We start from the raw sequence: 17,567 nt of genomic DNA on the forward strand, positions 1-17,567 counted from the left end.
GTGCCGTACGTGCCAGAGAGTGTCGATCCGGAGAGAAGAGCGAAGTTGTCCCCGACCAGCGAGACCGCACACGGCGGCCGCCGACTCGTCATCGTCGAGTCGCCTGCCAAGGCGAAGACGATCAAGGGCTACCTCGGCCCTGGCTACGTCGTCGAGGCGAGCGTCGGGCACATCCGCGACCTCCCCAGCGGCGCCGCCGAGGTGCCGGAGAAGTACACCGGCGAGGTGCGCCGCCTCGGAGTCGACGTCGAGCATGACTTCCAGCCCATCTATGTCGTCAATGCCGACAAGAAGGCGCAGGTCAGGAAGCTCAAGGAGCTGCTCGCCGAGTCCGACGAACTCTTCCTCGCCACCGATGAGGACCGCGAGGGCGAGGCCATCGCGTGGCACCTCCAGGAAGTCCTGAAGCCCAAGGTCCCGGTCCACCGGATGGTCTTCCACGAGATCACCAAGGACGCGATCCGCGAGGCCGTCGCCAACCCGCGCGAGCTGAACCAGCGCATGGTCGACGCCCAGGAGACCCGCCGTATCCTCGACCGCCTCTACGGCTACGAGGTCTCGCCGGTCCTGTGGAAGAAGGTCATGCCGAAGCTGTCGGCCGGCCGCGTCCAGTCGGTGGCCACCCGCCTCGTCGTCGAGCGGGAGCGCGAGCGCATCGCCTTCCGTTCCGCCGAGTACTGGGACCTCACCGGCACCTTCGGCACCGGCCGCACCGGTGACGCCTCCGACCCGTCGCAGCTGGTCGCGCGCCTCGCGGCGGTCGACGGCAAGCGTGTCGCGCAGGGCCGTGACTTCGGCGCCGACGGCCGGATGAAGACCGACAGCGTCCTCCACCTGGACGAGGCGAACGCCCGCGCCCTGGCCGCCGCGCTCGCCGACACCGCGTTCGCGGTGCGCTCGGTGGAGTCGAAGCCGTACCGCCGCTCCCCGTACGCCCCCTTCCGCACCACGACCCTCCAGCAGGAGGCGAGCCGCAAGCTGGGCTTCGGTGCGAAGGCGACCATGCAGGTGGCGCAGAAGCTGTACGAGAACGGCTTCATCACCTACATGCGTACGGACTCCACGATCCTGTCCGACACCGCCGTGACGGCGGCGCGGGCGCAGGTCACGCAGCTGTACGGCGCCGACTACCTGCCGGAGAAGCCGCGCGTCTACGCCGGCAAGGTCAAGAACGCGCAGGAGGCGCACGAGGCGATTCGCCCTTCGGGTGATCGTTTCCGCACCCCCGCGGAGACCGGCCTGACCGGCGACCAGTTCCGGCTCTACGAGCTCATCTGGAAGCGGACCGTCGCCTCCCAGATGAAGGACGCCACCGGCAACTCGGTCACCGTGAAGATCGGCGGCCGGGCCGCCGACGGCCGTGACGCCGAGTTCAGCGCGTCCGGCAAGACGATCACTTTCCACGGCTTCATGAAGGCGTACGTCGAAGGCGCCGACGACCCGAACGCGGAGCTCGACGACCGCGAGCGGCGCCTGCCGCAGGTCGCCGAGGGCGACGCGCTGACCGCCGAGGAGATCACGGCGGACGGCCACGCGACGAAGCCGCCGGCCCGCTACACCGAGGCCTCGCTGGTCAAGGAGCTCGAAGAGCGCGAGATCGGCCGCCCGTCGACGTACGCGTCGATCATCGGCACCATCCTCGACCGCGGCTACGTCTTCAAGAAGGGCACGGCCCTCGTGCCGTCCTTCCTGAGCTTCGCCGTCGTCAACCTCCTGGAGAAGCACTTCGGGCGGCTCGTCGACTACGACTTCACCGCCCGCATGGAGGACGACCTCGACCGCATCGCGCGGGGCGAGGCCCAGTCCGTGCCGTGGCTGAAGCGTTTCTACTTCGGTGAGGGCGACGGCTCAGGCGCGGTCGCCTCCGGCGGCGCGGCGGACGCGGGGAACGGCGACGGGGACCACCTCGGCGGCCTCAAGGAGCTCGTCACCGACCTCGGCGCGATCGACGCGCGCGAGATCTCCTCCTTCCCCGTCGGCAACGGCATCATGCTCCGCGTCGGCAAGTACGGCCCGTACATCGAGCGCGGCGAGAAGGACCAGGAGGGCTACCAGAAGGCAGACGTCTCCGCCGACCTGGCGCCCGACGAGCTGACCGTCGAGTACTCCGAGGAACTGCTCGCCAGGCCGAGCGGCGACTTCGAGCTGGGCACCGACCCGGTCAGCGGCCACCAGATCGTCGCGAAGGACGGCCGCTACGGCCCGTACGTCACCGAGATCCTGCCCGAGGGCACTCCGAAGACCGGCAAGAACGCGGTGAAGCCGCGGACGGCCTCCCTCTTCAAGTCGATGGCGCTCGACACCGTCACCCTGGAGGACGCGCTCCGGCTGATGTCCCTGCCCCGGGTCGTCGGCGCGGATGCCGAGGGCGTCGAGATCACCGCGCAGAACGGCCGCTACGGCCCGTACCTGAAGAAGGGCACGGACTCGCGGTCGCTCACCGAGGAGGAGCAGCTCTTCACGATCACGCTCGAAGAGGCGCTCGCGATCTACGCGCAGCCGAAGCAGCGTGGCCGGGCGGCGGCCAAGCCCCCGCTGAAGGAGCTGGGCACGGACCCGGTCAGCGAGAAGCCCGTGGTCGTCAAGGACGGGCGCTTCGGCCCGTACGTGACGGACGGCGAGACGAACGCCACCCTGCGGACCGGCGACAGCGTGGAGACGATCACGCCGGAGCGCGGTTACGAGCTCCTCGCCGAGAAGCGCGCCAAGGGACCGGCGAAGAAGGTCGCCAAGAAGGCCCCGGCGAAGAAGGCCACCGCGAAGAAGGCGACGGCCAAGAAGACGGCCACGAAGACGGCGGCGAAGAAGACCACCGCCGCCAAGACGACGGCCGCGAAGAAGACCACGGCGGCGAAGACCACCGCCGCGAAGAAGACGGCCGCGGCCAGGAAGACGGCGGCGGCTCAGCCGGAGTAGCCGTGCGGCCGGCCTGCGGGGCGGCTCGGGGTGTGCGGGAGGGGCGGAGGCCGGTGGCCTTCGCCCCTCCCGCGTTCGTCCTGTCACAGGCTCGTCCGGATGTTCGGTCGGAGGCCGCGGGGAGCAAGGGCGTCCGGATAGGGTGGACGGATGACGCGAGCAGAGCAGCCAGACCGCCTCGGCGATTCCGACGCCGCACTCGTCGCGGATTCCCAGGAGCGTGCCGTACGGGCCCTCCTGCGCCATCAGCCCTTGCGCAGACTGTGGGGCGCCCAGGTCGCCGGCGGCGTCGGTGACGCCCTCGCCCTCCTCGTCCTCGTCCTGCTCGGCCTCCAGGCGGCCGTCGCCGCGGGTGCCCTCGGGGGCGGCTACCGCGGCGCCGCGTTCGCCGTGGCCGCCGTCGTCGGTACGCGCCTGCTCGCCACGGTCCTCTTCGGGGCCGTCCTGCTCGGGCCGCTCACCTCGCTCACCCGGCCCGACGGCCCGCTCGACCGCCGCTGGACCATGATCGGCGCCGACGGGCTGCGGATCGCGCTCCTCGTCATCGCCCCCCTGTGGATCGACTGGACCCCCGAGAACGCGCTCTGGTACCTCCTCGGCACCGTCTTCGTCACCGGAGCGGCCGAGCGGCTCTGGACGGTCTGCCGCGAGGGCGCCGCGCCCGCGCTGCTGCCCGCTCCGCCGCTGGAGGGCGACGCCGTACGGCCGCTCCCCGACCACCTCGGCGCGCTGCGCCGGCTGTCCCAGCGCACCGGCTTCCTCGCGGTGCCCGCCGCGGCCGCCGTCCTGCTCGTCGCGACGCTCGTCGGCAATCTGCTCGGCGCCGGAATCGACTGGTTCTCGCTGCACCAGGCCGCCCTCGGTTCGTACGTGGCAGCCGGCCTGTTCGCCGCCTCCGTCACCGGCCTCTACGTGATGGCCCTGCCCGGCGGAGCCACGCCGAGGCCCCGTTCGCCGCTGGAGGGCCTGCGCCGCCCGTCGGCGGCCGGCACCGACTCCGCCGGCGAGGGCAAGGGCCGTACCGGCGACAAGGGCCGCACCGGCGCCCTGCCGCTGCTGGTCCTGACCTGCGCCACCGTCGCCGGGGCGATCGCCGCGGCCGCGTCCCTCGCCGTGCTCCACGCGTACGGCCTGGGCGGCGGCCCCGTCACCTACGCCCTCCTGATCCTCGCGCTCAGCGGCGCCACCGCCGTCGGCATCCGCACCGCGCGTAAGGTCCTGCCCGTCCTGTCCCGGCGCCGGCTGCTCGCCCTCGCGACCGCCGTCACCGGAGTCGCGCTGATCGCCATGGGCCTGGTCCCGGACACCGCGACCGTGCTGTTCCTCGCCGTCCTCGCCGGGTACGCGGCCGGGGTCGCCGCCAACACCGGCCACACCCTCGTCGACCAGGAGACCGAGGAGCCGCGCCGGGCCCGGACCACCGAGCACCTCCAGGCCAACGCCCGCGTCGGCATGGCCGTCGGCGCGCTCGCCGCGCCGCTGCTCGCCGCCGCCATCGGGCCGTACCGCCTCGCCACCGGCAGCACCGTCATCGCGGAGGGCGGTGCCGCCTTCACGCTCGCCCTGGTCGGCGCCCTGCTGCTGCCCGTCGCCGCGCTCGTCCTCGCGAAGACCGACGACCGCGCCGGGGTCCCGCTCCGCCGCGACCTGCGCGACGCGCTGCGGGGCTCCGACCCGGCCCAGGCACCCGCCGCGACCGGCTTCTTCATCGCCCTCGAGGGCGGCGACGGAGCCGGGAAGTCCACCCAGGTCCAGGCGCTCGCCGAGTGGATCCGGGCGAAGGGCCACGAGGTCGTCGTCACCCGCGAGCCCGGTGCCACCCCGATCGGCAAGCGGCTCCGCTCGATCCTCCTCGACGTGTCGTCGGCGGGGCTCTCGAACCGCGCCGAGGCCCTGCTGTACGCGGCCGACCGCGCCGAGCACGTCGACTCCCTGGTCCGGCCGGCTCTGGAGCGGGGCGCGATCGTCCTCTCCGACCGGTACATCGACTCGTCCGTGGCCTACCAGGGCGCCGGCCGCGACCTGTCCCCGACGGAGATCGCCCGGATCTCGCGCTGGGCGACGGACGGGCTCGTCCCGAACCTCACCGTGGTCCTCGACGTCTCCCCGGAGACGGCCCGGGAGCGCTTCACCGAGGCGCCCGACCGTCTGGAGTCCGAGCCGCCGGAGTTCCACGCGCGCGTGCGGGCCGGTTTCCTCGCCCTCGCGGCCGCAGACCCGAGCCGCTACCTCGTCGTCGACGCCGGGCAGGAGCCCGAGGACGTCACCACCGTCGTACGCCACCGGCTCGACCGGGTGCTGCCGCTCTCCGAGGCCGAGGTGAAGGCCGCGGAGGAGGCTCGCCGGAAGGCCGAGGAGGAGGCGCGGCGGCTGGCGGAGGAAGAGGCCGCCCGCAAGGCCGAGGAGGAGCGCCTGGAGCGCGAGCGGCAGGAGCAGCTCGCCAAGCTCCGCGCCGAGGAGGAGGAGCGCAAGCGGCGCGAGGAGGAGGAAGCGCGCCGCCTTGAGGCCGAGCGCCAGGCCGAGGAGGAGCGCCGCCGCGCCGAGGAGGCCCGGATCGCCGCCGAGCTCGCCGCCGAGGAGGAGCGCAAGCGCCTCGCCGCCGAGGAGAAGGCCCGCCTGGAGGAGCAGGAGCGCATCCGCAAGGAGGCCGAGGAGGAGGCGCGGCTCCGGGCCGAGGCGGAGGAGCGCCGCCTGGAGAAGCAGCGCAAGGCCGAGGAGGCCCTGCTCCGGGCCGAGGAGGCCCGCCGGATGGCCGAGGCCGCTGCCGCCGCGAAGGCGGCGGAGGAGGCCGCGGCGAAGGCTGCCGCGGAGAAGGTCGCGGCCGAGGCCGCCGCCAAGGCCGCCGCAGAGAAGGCCGCGGCCGAACGGGCCGCCGCGGAGCAGGCGGCGGCGCAGCGCGCGGCGGCGGAGCAGAAGGCGGCTGCCGAGAGGAAGGCCGCTGCCGAGAAGGCGGCGGCCGAGCGTGCGGCGGCCGAGGAGAAGGCCGCTGTCGCGCGTGCCGCTGCCGAGAAGGCCGCTGCCGAGAAGGCAGCCGCTGAGCGGGCTGCTGCCGAGCGGGCCGCCCGGGCCCGTGAGGTGTCGGCGAACGAGGTCACCGTGCCGACGCCGGTGGTGAAGCCGGACGCCGCGCCCGAGGCACCCACCGTCTCGCCCGAAGAGGTCACCGTGGCCACCCCGATCCTGAAGCCGGAGGCCGAGACGGCCGTCCTGCCGCAGATCCGGGACCCGCGGGCCGTCGACGAGACCGCCGTCCTGCCCGCGGTGCAGGATCCCCGCGTGTCCGACCCGGCCGACCGGGTGCCGCAGGGCATCTTCCGCGACGAGCGGCAGCAGCCCGCGCAGCCGCAGCAGCCGCAGCAGCCGCACGGGGCGAACGACCGGACCCGTGAGCTGCCTCAGCTCGACGAGAACGGGCAGCCGCGCCGCCGTTCGGACTGGGCCGAGGAGACCCCCCTCGACGATCTGCCGACCCTCGCGGACGAGCTGTTCGGCCCGCACGACGACGAGAACGACGGCCGTCGTCGCCGCTGACGCGCCGAGGTACCGCGGCTCGGTCCGCGTGCTTGGTCCGCGTGGGTGTCCCGCGTGCTTCCGGGTCGATGGTGCAGCTAGCCCCACCATCGACCCGGAAGCCAGCTCCATACCGCTGTGACCTGTGCTTTTCTAGCCTCGTCGGTATGACGACGACAGCAGTGACGGAGTACGGTGCCGCCCTCGCCCTGGACGGGGTGAGCCGCACGTACGGAGGCGGGGCGCCCGCGCTCGACGGGGTGGACCTCGTCGTTCCGCGCGGGCGTTTCGTGGCCGTGATGGGCAGGTCGGGTTCCGGGAAGTCCACGCTGCTGCGCTGCGCGGCGGGCCTCGAACGGCCGACGGCGGGCACGGTACGGATCGGGGGCACCGACCTCGCCACCCTGAAGGCGCCCGCGCTCACCCGGCTGCGACGCGACCGCGTCGGCTTCGTCTTCCAGTCGCTGAACCTCGTCTCCGCCCTGAACGTACGCGAGAACGTCACCCTGCCCCTGCTGCTCGCCGGCGCCCGCGAGGGCCGTGAGCTCGACGCCCGCGCCCTGGCCGGTCTCGCCGCCGTGGGACTCGCCGACCGGGCCGAGGACCTGCCGGAGAACCTCTCCGGCGGCCAGCGCCAGCGGGTGGCGATCGCCCGGGCCCTCATCGACGAACCCGAGGTCGTCTTCGCCGACGAGCCGACCGCCGCGCTCGACCCGGTCACCGCCGCCGGGGTCCTCGCCCTGCTGAGGCGCGCCGTGGACGAGCACGGCCGGACCGTCGTCCTCGTCACGCACGACCCGGTGGCGGCGGCGTGGACGGACGAGGCGGTGTTCCTGGAGCGCGGCCGACTGGTCGGCCGCCTCGACAGGCCGGACGAGGCCGGGATCCGGGCGGCCCTCGGCGCGCCGGCCGGTCGGCACCTGGCGGTCGCACGATGAGCGCGCTCGGGAACCCGGCGGTGAGGCTGCTCGCCGCCCGGTCGCTGCGGACGCACCGCAAGGCCTGGGCGGCCGTCTTCGCGGCCGTCGTCGTCACCTCCGCGCTGCTCGGCGCGCTCGCCCTCGCGATCGGTTCGGCCGGACTCGGCCACGCGCGCGTGGAGCGGTACGCGGCGGCGCCCGTCGTCGTCGCGGGTGACCAGGAGATCAGCTGGACGACCGACCCGTGGGGCAGCGAGCCGACGACCGTCTCGGCGGGGCTGACCGAGCGCGTACGGATCCCGGCCGCGGCCGTCGACGTCCTGCGCGAGGTCCCGGGCGTCCGGGCCGCGGTCCCGGACGTCACCTTCGTCGTACGGGAGTCGGGGACGGGGGCCGCTGCCCCGGCGGGTGCCGAGGGCGCGGCGTACGCCGGGCGGTCCTGGGAGGCCGCCGCGCTCGCGCCGTACGAGCTGCTCGACGGGCGGGAGCCCCGTAAGGCCGGCGAGGCCGTCGCGGGGACCGGCGCCGGGGTCCGGGTCGGGGACACCGTGGCCGGGCGGAAGGTCGTCGGCGTGGCCGAGGGGCCCGCCGCCCTGTACGTCACCGCGCAGGAGGCGCGGCGGCTCGCCGGGCACCCGGGCGCCGTGGACGCAGTCGGGGTCCTCGCCGAGCCCGGCGTCCCCGTGGACACCCTCCACGCGCGCGTGCGGGCGGCTCTGGACGGTGCCGGGCTCAAGGACACCGCGGCGGGGCAGCCCCTCCGGGCACTCACCGGCGACGGCCGGGGCGGCGCCGAACACCTCGCCGCGCCGCCCGCCCGCACCGAGCTCCTCCAGCTCCTCGCCGCCGTCTCCGGAACGGTTCTCCTCATCGCCGTCCTCGTCCTCTCCTCGCTCGTCGCGCAGGCGCTCGGCCAGCGCGGCCCCGAGCGGGACCTGCTCCTCGCGGTCGGCGCGACGCCCCGTCAGGTGCGGGCCGCCGCCGGGCGGGAGGTGACCCGGGTGGCGGGCGTCGCGGCGGTGCTGGGCGCGCTGGCGGCCGTACCGACGTTCCTGGCCGCGTGGTCGCTGCTGCGGGCCCGTACCGGAGTCGTACCGGAGGGGCTCGTCCTGCCCACACCGCCCTGGCTGCTCGCCTCCGCGCTCGTCGTCGCCGCCGTCGTGGTGGGCCTCGCCCGGCTCGTCGTCCTCTTCTCCACCCGCCGGGCGGGCCGGGCGGGCAAGGGGGCCGCACGCCGGGTCGGCGGGCTCGTCCTGCTGGTCCTGGGCGCGGCGGCCGCCGTGACGGCCACGACCCAGGGCGGCGAGGCGGCCGGCGCCGCGGCGGGCGCGGCCACGGTGACGCTCGTCTCCGGGTGCGCGCTGCTCGGGCCGTGGATCGCACGGGGCGCGATGCGGATCCTGGACGGGCCGCTGCGCCGGCTCGGCGGGGCGCCCGGACGGCTCACGGCGGCCGGTGCGACCGCGCACTCGCGGCGGCTCGGCGCCGCCCTCGTCCCGGTCGTCCTCGTCACCTCCTTCGCGCTGGTGCAGCTGACGGCGGGCTCGACCATGGGGCGGGCCGCCGAGGAGCAGGCGAGGGCCGCGACCAGCGCCGACCTCGCGGTCTCCGGCACGACGGCGGAGCGGGTGCGGAAGCTGCCGGGCGTGACCGCGGCGACGGACGTGCTGCGTTCGACGGTGGTCCTGGCCCGCACGGAGGCCGGTACGCCGCGCCTCGACCGGCTCCCGGTCCTCGGTGTGGACGCCGACGGCCTGAAGGGCACGCTCGATCCGGGAGTGGTCGCGGGTGACCTGGCCGGACTGGCGGCGCGCGGGACGGTCGCGGTCGGCGCGGACATGGCCGACTCGCTGGACGCGCGGCCCGGTTCGACAGTGGCCCTGCGGCTCGGCGACGGCACGGAGAAGCGGCTGCGGGTGGCGGCGGTGTACGCACGCTCGCTCGCCCTCGGCGAGTTCCTGCTGCCGAAGGCCGAACTGGCCCCGCACATGACCGACCCGTACCCCGCGCGCGTGCTGGCGGCGAAGGAGGGCGGGTCCACGGGGCCGGCCGCCGCCGGCGGCGTCGTACCGGAGCGGGTGACGGCGGCCGGGGCCGAGCTGAACGGGATCGTCTCCGCGGCGGTCGTCACCGCGATCGGCGCGCTCACCGTCCTCTCCGTCCTGAGCACCCTCGCCCTGATCGGCGCCGGCCGGCGCGGCGAGCTCGCGCTGCTGCGCCAGGTGGGTGCCTCGGTCGGTCAGGTGCGGCGGATGCTCGGTCTGGAGGCCGGGTTCCTGACGGCCACCGGGCTGCTCCTCGGGGCCGTGGTGGCCGCGCTGCCGCTGACCGCCTTCGCCTGGGCCCTGACGGGCGGTCCGCCCTACCTGCCGCCGGCGCAGGCCGCGCTGATCGCGGGGACGGTGGTCGTGACGGTGGCGGCGGGCGTGTTCCTGCCGGCCTCGGGGCGGCGCCTCAGGCGTTGAGGTACGCGAGCACGGCGAGGACCCGGCGGTGGCCGCCGCTGTCGCCCGGCGGCAGGCCGAGCTTCGCGAAGACGTTCCCGATGTGCTTGTGCACGGCCCGCTCGGTCACCACCATCGAGCGGGCGATCGTGCCGTTGTCGTGCCCCTGGGCCATCAGCTCCAGGACCTCGCGCTCGCGCGGGGTGAGGGAGTCCAGGGGGTCGTCGCGGCGCCGGGCGAGCAGCTCGGCGACGACCTCCGGATCGAGGGCCGTGCCGCCGGCGGCGACCCGCTCCAGGGCGTCCAGGAACTCGTCGACCCGTCCGATCCGGTCCTTCAGGAGGTAGCCCACACCCCGGGCGCCGCCGCCGAGGAGCTCGGCCGCGTACGTCTCCTCGACGTACTGGGAGAGGACGAGCACCGGCAGTCCGGGCAGCTGCTCGCGGGCGGCGAGCGCCGCCCGCAGCCCCTCGTCGCGGAAGCCGGGCGGCAGCCGCACGTCGAGGACGGCGACGTCCGGGCGGTGCTCCAGGAGCAGCGGCAGGATCTCGGGGCCGGTGGCGGCGACCCCGGCGACCTCATGGCCGGAGGAGGACAGCAGCAGCACCAGGCCCTCCCTGAGGAGGGCGTTGTCCTCGGCGATCACCACACGCACGGAAGCTCCACTTCGATCACGGTCGGGCCCCCCGGGGGGCTGGTCAGTCGTACGGTGCCGTCGAGCGCGGCGACCCGGCGGCGCATGCCCGTCAGGCCGGAGCCGCCGCGCTCGCCGGCCTCGGCCCCGCCGCGGCCCGCGTCCTCGACGAGGACGCGCAGGCCGGCGGCCTCGCGGGTGAGGGCGACGGAGGCGCGGGCGGCGCCGCTGTGCTTGGCGGCGTTGGTGAGGGCCTCGGCGACGACGAAGTAGGCGGCGGCCTCCACGGCGGCGGGGGCGCGGGCTCCGCGGCCGTCCTCGCTCCCGTCACGGTCGTCGAGGCCGGTCACGGACACCTCCACCTCCAGGCCGCTGCTCGCGGCGAGGGCCCGCACGGCCCCGGTCAGGCCGCGGTCGGTGAGGATCGGCGGGTGGATGCCGCGGACGACGTGGCGCAGCTCGGCGAGCGCCTCCTCCGCCTGGTCCTGGGCGTCGTCGAGGAGTTTCCGCGCGGTCGCGGGGTCGGAGTCGTACGCCCGTCTGGCCAGGCCGATCCGCATGGAGAGCGCGACCAGCCGGGCCTGTGCGCCGTCGTGCAGGTCGCGCTCGATCCGGCGCAGCTCGGCGCCGTGCGCGGCGACCGCGCCCGCCCGGGTGGCGGTCAGCTGCTCGACGCGGGCGGCGAGCGCCGCGTCCCGGGCGGCGGACGGGGCCGGGGTGAGGAGCGCGCGCGCCCAGTCGGTCTCCAGGCCGGCGAGCCGGCCGATCAGCGGCAGCACCAGCGGGCGGCGCCCCGCGAGCCCGGTCCACACGCCGTCGACCGCCAGCGCGCACACCCACACCACGAGCGAGACGCACCACAGCGCCATGCCGTAGACGGCGTGCGCCGCGGCCCAGACCAGGTCCCGGTGCGTGCCGGGGTCGGTGACGGCGGTCCGCACGCGCGCGGGGAGGGGGCCTTCGAGCGGAAGGTACGCCTCCGGGACGGGCGTCCCGGTTCTGGCGGCGGTACGGCTCCGCTCCCGGCCGGCCAGCAGGCGCAGCAGCAGGACGCTCTCGGGGAGGACCCCTGCGCCGATCACGGTGAGGGTGAGGAAGGCGGTGAAGAGGGCGACGGCGGCCATCAGCAGACAGAGGACGGCGAGAGCGGCCCCGGTCGCCAGGTGCCACCAGGCCCGGGCCGCTTCCTTGATCGCCTCGCGCATCCCGCCAGGTTAGGCGGCGAACCCGAGGAGCGCGGTGGTGCCTGCTCCACCATCGGTCCGGGGGCGGGCACCGCTGTGCGGGGACGTATCCGCGACGAAGATCGCATCAGTACCCCTCACGACATGCACCCCCCGAACCCCTCACGACATGCACCCCCCGACTTCTCTGGAGATCACCATGCGGTTCCTGCTCTGGCTGCTGTTCACGGCCGGCGTCCTCGTCAACGCCTTCATCAACACGCTCGCGGGCTTGACCGGCGCCGCGCACGTCGCGGCGAGCGTCGTCTCGGGCGTGCTCGTGCTCGGCTCCGCGGTCGGCCTGTGGCTGACGCGCGGCCAGGACGGCGACCGGGCCCGCGGCGCGGTCTGACGTCCGGTCGGCCCGGGTTGTCGGACCGCTGCCCCACAATGGAGGGCGTACCTGAGGAGGGGCAGACATGGCCGTATGGGACGACCTGGTCGGACAGACGCGGGTCGAGGAGCAGCTCGCCGCCGCCGCGCGCGACGCCGACGTGTTCGTGACCGCCCATGCCGCCGGAGAGCCCGCCCCCGAGGCGTCGAAGATGACCCACGCCTGGCTGTTCACCGGCCCGCCGGGCTCCGGGCGGGCGACCGCGGCGCGGGCCTTCGCCGCCGCGCTGCAGTGCGTGAGCCCCGACCGGGCGATGGGCGGGGTGCCGGGCTGCGGATTCTGCGACGGCTGCCACACGACCCTCGTCGGCACCCACGCGGACGTGGAGATCGTCCGTACGGACCTGCTGTCCATCGGTGTGAAGGAGACGCGCGACCTCGTCCGGCGCGCCCAGCTCTCGCCCGCGGGCGGCCGGTGGCAGGTGATCGTCCTGGAGGACGCCGACCGGCTCACCGAAGGCGCGGGGAACGTCCTGCTGAAGGCCATCGAGGAGCCCGCGCCGCGCACGGTCTGGCTGCTCTGCGCGCCCTCCATCGAGGACGTGCTGCCGACGATCCGGTCCCGCTGCCGGCACCTGACGCTGCGGACGCCTCCGGTGGAGGCCGTGGCCGACGTGCTCATCCGGCGCGACGGCATCGAGCCGGAGGCGGCGCAGGCGGCGGCCCGTGCGACCCAGGGGCACATCGATCGGGCCCGGCGGCTCGCCACCGACGAGCGGGCCCGCGCGCGCAGGGCCGTCGTCCTCAAGCTGCCGCTGCGGGTCGGGGACATCGGCGGCTGCCTCAAGGCCGCGCAGGAGCTGGTCGACGCGGCGGCCGAGGACGCGAAGCAGGTCGCGGAGGAGGTCGACGTCAAGGAGACCGAGGACATGAAGGCGGCGCTCGGCGCCGCGCAGGGCGGGCGGATGCCCCGCGGCACGGCCGGTGTGATGAAGGATCTGGAGGACCGGCAGAAGCGGCGCAGGACGCGTACCCAGCGCGACAGCCTGGACCTCGCGCTCACCGACCTGACCGGCTTCTACCGCGACGTGCTCGCGCTCCAGCTCCGCTCGCGCTCGCCCATCGCCAACACGGACGTGCGGGACGCGCTGGAGCGGATCGCCCGGGACAGCGCGCCGGAGCGGACCCTGCGCCGCATCGAGGCGATCCTGGCCTGCCGGGACGCCCTCGACCGGAACGTGGCACCGCTGCTCGCGGTGGAGGCGATGACGATGGCGCTCCGCGACTGACGCCGTTCGACGGCGGTCGACGCCGGTCGACGGCGTCCGGCGCGATTGGACACGGTCCGTACCCGTACGGATACGCTCCGGGAATGGACTCCAGGCGTTTGCTCCGTACGTCCGCCACGGCCCTCGCGGCCGCCGGACTGATCCTCTCCGGCTGCACGGGCGGAAGCGACGCCGCCGTGTCCCGGACGACGACGGAGGCCGCCGCCCGCGCGTCCGCGTCCGCCGCGCCCGACGGCGAGGCGCTGAAGAAGTACTACGGGCAGAAGCCGAAGTGGCGGGACTGCGGTGTGGCGGGCTTCCAGTGCGCGACGCTGCTGGCCCCGCTCGACTACGCGAAGCCGGACGGCGGTGACGTCGAGCTGGCGGTCTCGCGGATCAGGGCCACCGGCCCGGGGAAGCGGCTCGGCTCGCTCCTGGTCAATCCGGGCGGCCCCGGCGGGTCGGCCGTCGGCTACCTCCAGGGGTACGCGGGCATCGGCTATCCCGCCCCCGTCCGCGCCCGCTACGACATGGTGGCCGTCGACCCGCGCGGGGTCGCCCGCAGCGAGCCGGTCGAGTGCCTGACGGGCCCGCGGATGGACGCGTACACGCAGGTGGACCAGACCCCCGACACGGCGGCGGAGACCAACGCGCTGAGCGCGGCCTTCAAGGAGTTCGCGGCGGGGTGCCGGAAGCGCTCGGGGAAGGTCCTGCCGCACGTCTCCACCGTCGAGACGGCCCGGGACATGGACATCCTGCGGGCGGTCCTCGGCGACGAGAAGCTCACGTACGTGGGGGCCTCGTACGGCACGTTCCTGGGCGCCACGTACGCCGAGCTGTTCCCCGCCAGGGTGGGCCGGCTGGTCCTCGACGGGGCGATGGACCCGTCCCTGTCCGCGCTCGACCTCAACCGCGACCAGACCGCCGGCTTCGAGACCGCCTTCCGGGCCTTCGCCGCCGACTGCGTCCGCAGGCAGGACTGCCCGCTGGGTACGGAGTCGGTCGCGGCGGCCGGGGAGGCGCTGCGGGCGTTCTTCCGCGACGTGGACGCGAAGCCGGTGCCGACGGGGGAGAGCCGCGAGCTCGGCGAGTCGCTCGCGACGACGGGCGTGATCGCGGCGATGTACGACGAGGGTGCCTGGCCCCAGCTGCGGGAGGCCCTCACCCGGGCGATCGGCGGCGAGGGCTCGGGGCTGCTGGCCCTGGCCGACAGCTACTACGAGCGGGAGGCGGACGGCACGTACGCCAACCTGATGGCCGCCAACGCCGCCGTGAACTGCCTCGACCTGCCGGCGGCCTACGCGGGCCCCGCCGACGCCGAGAAGGCCGTGCCGTCCTTCGAGAAGGCCTCCCCGGTCTTCGGTGAGGGCCTCGCCTGGGCGGCCCTCAACTGCACCTACTGGCCCATGCGGCCCACGGGCAGCCCCCACCGCATCACCGCCGACGGCGCCGCCCCGATCCTCGTCGTCGGCACCACCCGCGACCCGGCCACCCCGTACAAGTGGGCCAGGTCCCTGGCCGCCCAGCTCTCCTCGGGCACCCTGCTGACCTACGAGGGCGACGGCCACACCGCCTACGGCCGGGGCAGCGACTGCATCGACACGGCCATCAACGCCTACCTCCTGGAGGGCACTCCTCCGCAGGACGGAAAGCGCTGCTCATAGCCGTGATCCGGGTCCGATCCGGGCGGGATCCGGGGGTGGTCGGAGCACCCCCGGAAACTGTGTAGACTTGGCCGCGCTGCTGCACCCACGATGGGTCTGCACGGCAAGCCGCCTTAGCTCAGCTGGCCAGAGCAACGCACTCGTAATGCGTAGGTCTCGGGTTCGAATCCCGAAGGCGGCTCGGAATTACCCCAGGACTCACTCGCCGTGACCTGGGGTTTTTTCATGCCCTTTACCTGAGTGGGCATGCGTCGGCTGAGGCTCGGAATCCCGTGCGTGAGCGATGCGTGAGCGGAGGGGCCGTCAGCCCTTCTTCGCGCCCTTCTTGGCCTTGGCCTTCTTCTTCCGCTTGGCCTTCGCCTTCTGGGCCTTCTTCGCCTCCTTGGCAGCCTGGTGGACCTGCGCTTCTTGCTCGGCCTTGCGCTGCAGCGGGACGAGCTTCGCGGTGGCCTCGGCGGCGCTCTTGCCGACGTGGGGGAGCACGCTCTGGTAGATGTCACGCGTGATCCGGGTGTCGCTGTGCCCGAGCGTGTCAGACACGATCTTGATGTCGATGTCGGCGGCCAGCATGAGCGTGGCCGCGCCGTGCCGGAGATCGTGCAGCCGGATCGGCGGGAGGCCAGAGGCGGCGACGAGGCGCTCGAAGAGGTCGGTGACCTTGCCCGGGTGGAGCCAGGAGCCGTCCTCCTGGGTGAAGACGAGTCCGGTGTTCACCCAGGCCGGCCCCCACTCCGCGCGGTCGGCTGCCTGCTGCTTGCGGTGCCGCTCCAGGACGTCGACGGTGTCGTCATCGAGCGCGACCACCCGGAAGCCGCTGTCGGTTTTCGGCTCCGATGCTTCGACCTCCCAGCCGTCCTGGACGAGCTGGCCGGTAACGGTGAGGGAATGCCGGTCGAGGTTGGTCTCCGACCAGGGCTGCCCGCACGCCTCCCCGCGCCGCAGGCCGCGGAAGGCGATCAGGTGCCACATCGCGTACAGCCGGTCATCGGTGACGAAGTCGAGGAAGGCGCCCGTGTGTTCCGGCGTCCAGACCATCACGGGGGACGGCTTCTCGCCGGTCTGTTCCCACTTGGCGACCCGCTCGTCTGTCCATACGAGCGCCTTCGGCTTACGCACCGGATCGATCTCGACATGGGCCGCCGGGTTGAACGTGATGATCTGCTGCCCGATCGCGTCGTTCAAGGCCGCGCGGAGCGTGGCCTTGATGTGCTGACGCGTGGCGGGACCGGTGACGCGGCGGAAGGGCGGCATCGCGTCGATCGCGGCCTTCATCGCCTTGCGGCGGGCGCGGTTCGCCACGCCCTTCCACGGGACGGTCGCCAACTCATCGACCGCCGCTCGCCGCTGGGCGTTCTGCTCGAGGATCTCGGCGTTGGCGTCGGTGATGGCGGTGAACATGTCGCTGAGGTGGCTGACGCGCAGCCGGTCGAGACGCCGGTGGCCGATGTGCGGCTTCAGGTGCACCCGGACGTCGGTCTCGTACCGGCTGATGCCCGACTTTCGGATGCGCTTGCCGGCGAGCCACCGGTCCAGCCACTCGGCCACGGTCAGACTGCCGATGAGATCCTGGCCGGCCCTGAGCCGGCGCCGGGTCTCCTCCACGTCCGGCAGGGGCAGCTTCTCGCCGCTGACCTCCGCGAGCATCTCCGCGACCAGCTGGATGCCCTCAGGGTCGTCAGCCTCGACGAGCCCCAGGAGAGCACGTACGTGGTCGAGGTCGGCCTGGGCGGCCTTCAGGCTGCTGTACCCACCACGGGCGAAGGATCGTCGGCTGCCGTCCTCGCGGGGAGGCAGCTCCTGGCGTATGGAGTAGGTGCAGTGGTTCCTGCTGTTGCGCTTCGGGCAGGCGGAGCCGAGCTCCTTGCCGGACTTCGGGTCACGGCAGGAGCAGCGGCGGTAGGTGGAGCCCTTCAAAGGCTTTCCTCCGGTGTGGTGTTGGGGTCGGTTTCGGGCGGGTCGACATCGCCCAGTGCGGATGGCAGGTCGGGTGGGGTGGCTCCCTCGTCGCGGATGTCCCGGCGGAGGTGGCGGAGGTTGTACTTGGCGGAGATGGCCTGGTCGGCGTATTCGGTCCGCCTGCGTTCGGCTTCTTCCTGCTGGGCGCGGCTGGTGGCCGTTTTGGCGGCGAACCGTGCCCGTTCTTCCTCTTCGAGCGCGGCGAGCGCGGTGCGCGTGAGTCTGGCGTGAAGCTCGAAGTCGGGGACCATGCCAGCGTGGCGTTCGGGCACTTCCTGTTCGCCAGTGAAGCGCCGTAGTGCGTCCCAGGTGGGGACGAGCCTCTGGAACGGGAGTTCCTGGGTCTGATCGACGTACCCGACCGGGAAGATCAGGCAGACCGGGTACGTCTCCAGGGCGGCGGCCAGGACGATGACGTCCACCAGCGGAAGGTTGGCCCGGCGTCCGGACTCCATGTTGGCGATCACGTTGCGCGGGATCGGGTGCCCGAGCCTCTCGCACTGGTCGGCCAGGTCCTGTGCGCTCCATCCCATCTCCTTTCTCCGTCGCCGGACCTCGCCGGCCACGTTGGCCTTGATCCGGTCCACCCACTCCGGGAAGTCGTCGTCCTCTTCATCATCGAAACCGCGTTGTGTCATGAAGACACAGTAGCTCGCTCATGATGGTTCCTATCCGCCTGGAGCCGGACGTGTTGGGCAT

The 17,567-nt window shown here is 73.9% G+C and carries 11 protein-coding genes and 1 tRNA gene; 8 read left to right on the top strand and 4 right to left on the bottom strand.

Annotation, left to right across the window (positions count from 1 at the left end; translation table 11 throughout):
* Nucleotides 1-45 precede the first annotated feature (45 nt).
* The 4 genes from topA (at nt 46) to DEJ46_RS21685 (ending at nt 9,811) form a co-directional block, all read left to right on the top strand.
* The gene (topA, locus tag DEJ46_RS21670; protein WP_150268805.1) at nt 46-2,916 is read left to right on the top strand and encodes a type I DNA topoisomerase; all 2,871 of its coding nucleotides are present in this window, start codon (nt 46-48) and stop codon (nt 2,914-2,916) included.
* 150 nt (nt 2,917-3,066) lie between these two features.
* Nucleotides 3,067-6,447 (top strand): dTMP kinase, encoded by a 3,381-nt coding sequence (gene tmk, locus DEJ46_RS21675; protein WP_190622802.1) that lies wholly within the window; start codon nt 3,067-3,069, stop codon nt 6,445-6,447.
* Nucleotides 6,448-6,593: 146 nt separating this feature from the next.
* Entirely contained in the window at nt 6,594-7,364 is a 771-nt protein-coding gene (locus DEJ46_RS21680) for an ABC transporter ATP-binding protein (protein WP_150268807.1), read from the top strand.
* A complete protein-coding gene (locus tag DEJ46_RS21685; RefSeq protein WP_150268809.1) occupies nt 7,361-9,811 on the top strand; it encodes an FtsX-like permease family protein in 2,451 nt (816 codons plus the stop codon). The genes DEJ46_RS21680 and DEJ46_RS21685 overlap by 4 nt, the downstream gene beginning before the upstream one ends.
* Here the strand turns inward: DEJ46_RS21685 and DEJ46_RS21690 are convergent.
* Entirely contained in the window at nt 9,801-10,445 is a 645-nt protein-coding gene (locus DEJ46_RS21690; RefSeq protein WP_150268811.1) for a LuxR C-terminal-related transcriptional regulator, read from the bottom strand. The two genes, DEJ46_RS21685 and DEJ46_RS21690, sit on opposite strands and share 11 nt — an antisense overlap.
* Nucleotides 10,433-11,629, bottom strand: a complete 1,197-nt coding sequence (locus tag DEJ46_RS21695; protein WP_150268812.1) for a sensor histidine kinase — start codon at nt 11,627-11,629, stop codon at nt 10,433-10,435. The genes DEJ46_RS21690 and DEJ46_RS21695 overlap by 13 nt, the downstream gene beginning before the upstream one ends.
* Before the next feature lie 148 nt (nt 11,630-11,777).
* Here DEJ46_RS21695 and DEJ46_RS21700 point away from each other — a divergent pair, with 148 nt between their 5' ends.
* From DEJ46_RS21700 to DEJ46_RS21715, 4 genes are all read left to right on the top strand, one after another.
* Complete coding sequence (locus DEJ46_RS21700; RefSeq protein WP_223834909.1) at nt 11,778-11,999, top strand: hypothetical protein; 222 nt, start codon at nt 11,778-11,780, stop codon at nt 11,997-11,999.
* Nucleotides 12,000-12,066: 67 nt separating this feature from the next.
* Nucleotides 12,067-13,269, top strand: coding sequence for a DNA polymerase III subunit delta' (locus DEJ46_RS21705; RefSeq protein WP_150268814.1), 1,203 nt, complete (start codon nt 12,067-12,069; stop codon nt 13,267-13,269).
* A gap of 83 nt (nt 13,270-13,352) precedes the next feature.
* On the top strand, nt 13,353-14,912 hold the full coding sequence (locus tag DEJ46_RS21710) for an alpha/beta hydrolase (protein WP_150268816.1): 1,560 nt from the start codon (nt 13,353-13,355) through the stop codon (nt 14,910-14,912).
* Between the two features lie 107 nt (nt 14,913-15,019).
* Nucleotides 15,020-15,093 (top strand) — tRNA-Thr (locus DEJ46_RS21715).
* A 122-nt stretch (nt 15,094-15,215) separates the two neighbouring features.
* Here the strand turns inward: DEJ46_RS21715 and DEJ46_RS21720 are convergent.
* Nucleotides 15,216-16,826: a tyrosine-type recombinase/integrase gene (locus tag DEJ46_RS21720; protein WP_150268818.1), complete on the bottom strand. Its 1,611-nt coding sequence runs from the start codon at nt 16,824-16,826 to the stop codon at nt 15,216-15,218.
* Nucleotides 16,823-17,506: a helix-turn-helix domain-containing protein gene (locus DEJ46_RS21725; protein WP_150268820.1), complete on the bottom strand. Its 684-nt coding sequence runs from the start codon at nt 17,504-17,506 to the stop codon at nt 16,823-16,825. The genes DEJ46_RS21720 and DEJ46_RS21725 overlap by 4 nt, the downstream gene beginning before the upstream one ends.
* Nucleotides 17,507-17,567 lie beyond the last annotated feature (61 nt).

Source organism: Streptomyces venezuelae, assembly GCF_008642375.1.
Lineage (GTDB): Bacteria > Actinomycetota > Actinomycetes > Streptomycetales > Streptomycetaceae > Streptomyces > Streptomyces venezuelae_G.

Bases quoted from the DNA above. Each gene is read 5' to 3' on its own strand.
- tmk (WP_190622802.1), top strand. From the start codon at position 3,067: ATGACGCGAGCAGAGCAGCCAGACCGCCTCGGCGATTCCGACGCCGCA.
- DEJ46_RS21680 (WP_150268807.1), top strand. From the start codon at position 6,594: ATGACGACGACAGCAGTGACGGAGTACGGTGCCGCCCTCGCCCTGGAC.
- DEJ46_RS21685 (WP_150268809.1), top strand. From the start codon at position 7,361: ATGAGCGCGCTCGGGAACCCGGCGGTGAGGCTGCTCGCCGCCCGGTCG.
- DEJ46_RS21695 (WP_150268812.1), bottom strand. From the start codon at position 11,629: ATGCGCGAGGCGATCAAGGAAGCGGCCCGGGCCTGGTGGCACCTGGCG.
- DEJ46_RS21700 (WP_223834909.1), top strand. From the start codon at position 11,778: ATGCACCCCCCGACTTCTCTGGAGATCACCATGCGGTTCCTGCTCTGG.
- DEJ46_RS21705 (WP_150268814.1), top strand. From the start codon at position 12,067: ATGGCCGTATGGGACGACCTGGTCGGACAGACGCGGGTCGAGGAGCAG.
- DEJ46_RS21710 (WP_150268816.1), top strand. From the start codon at position 13,353: ATGGACTCCAGGCGTTTGCTCCGTACGTCCGCCACGGCCCTCGCGGCC.
- DEJ46_RS21725 (WP_150268820.1), bottom strand. From the start codon at position 17,506: ATGACACAACGCGGTTTCGATGATGAAGAGGACGACGACTTCCCGGAG.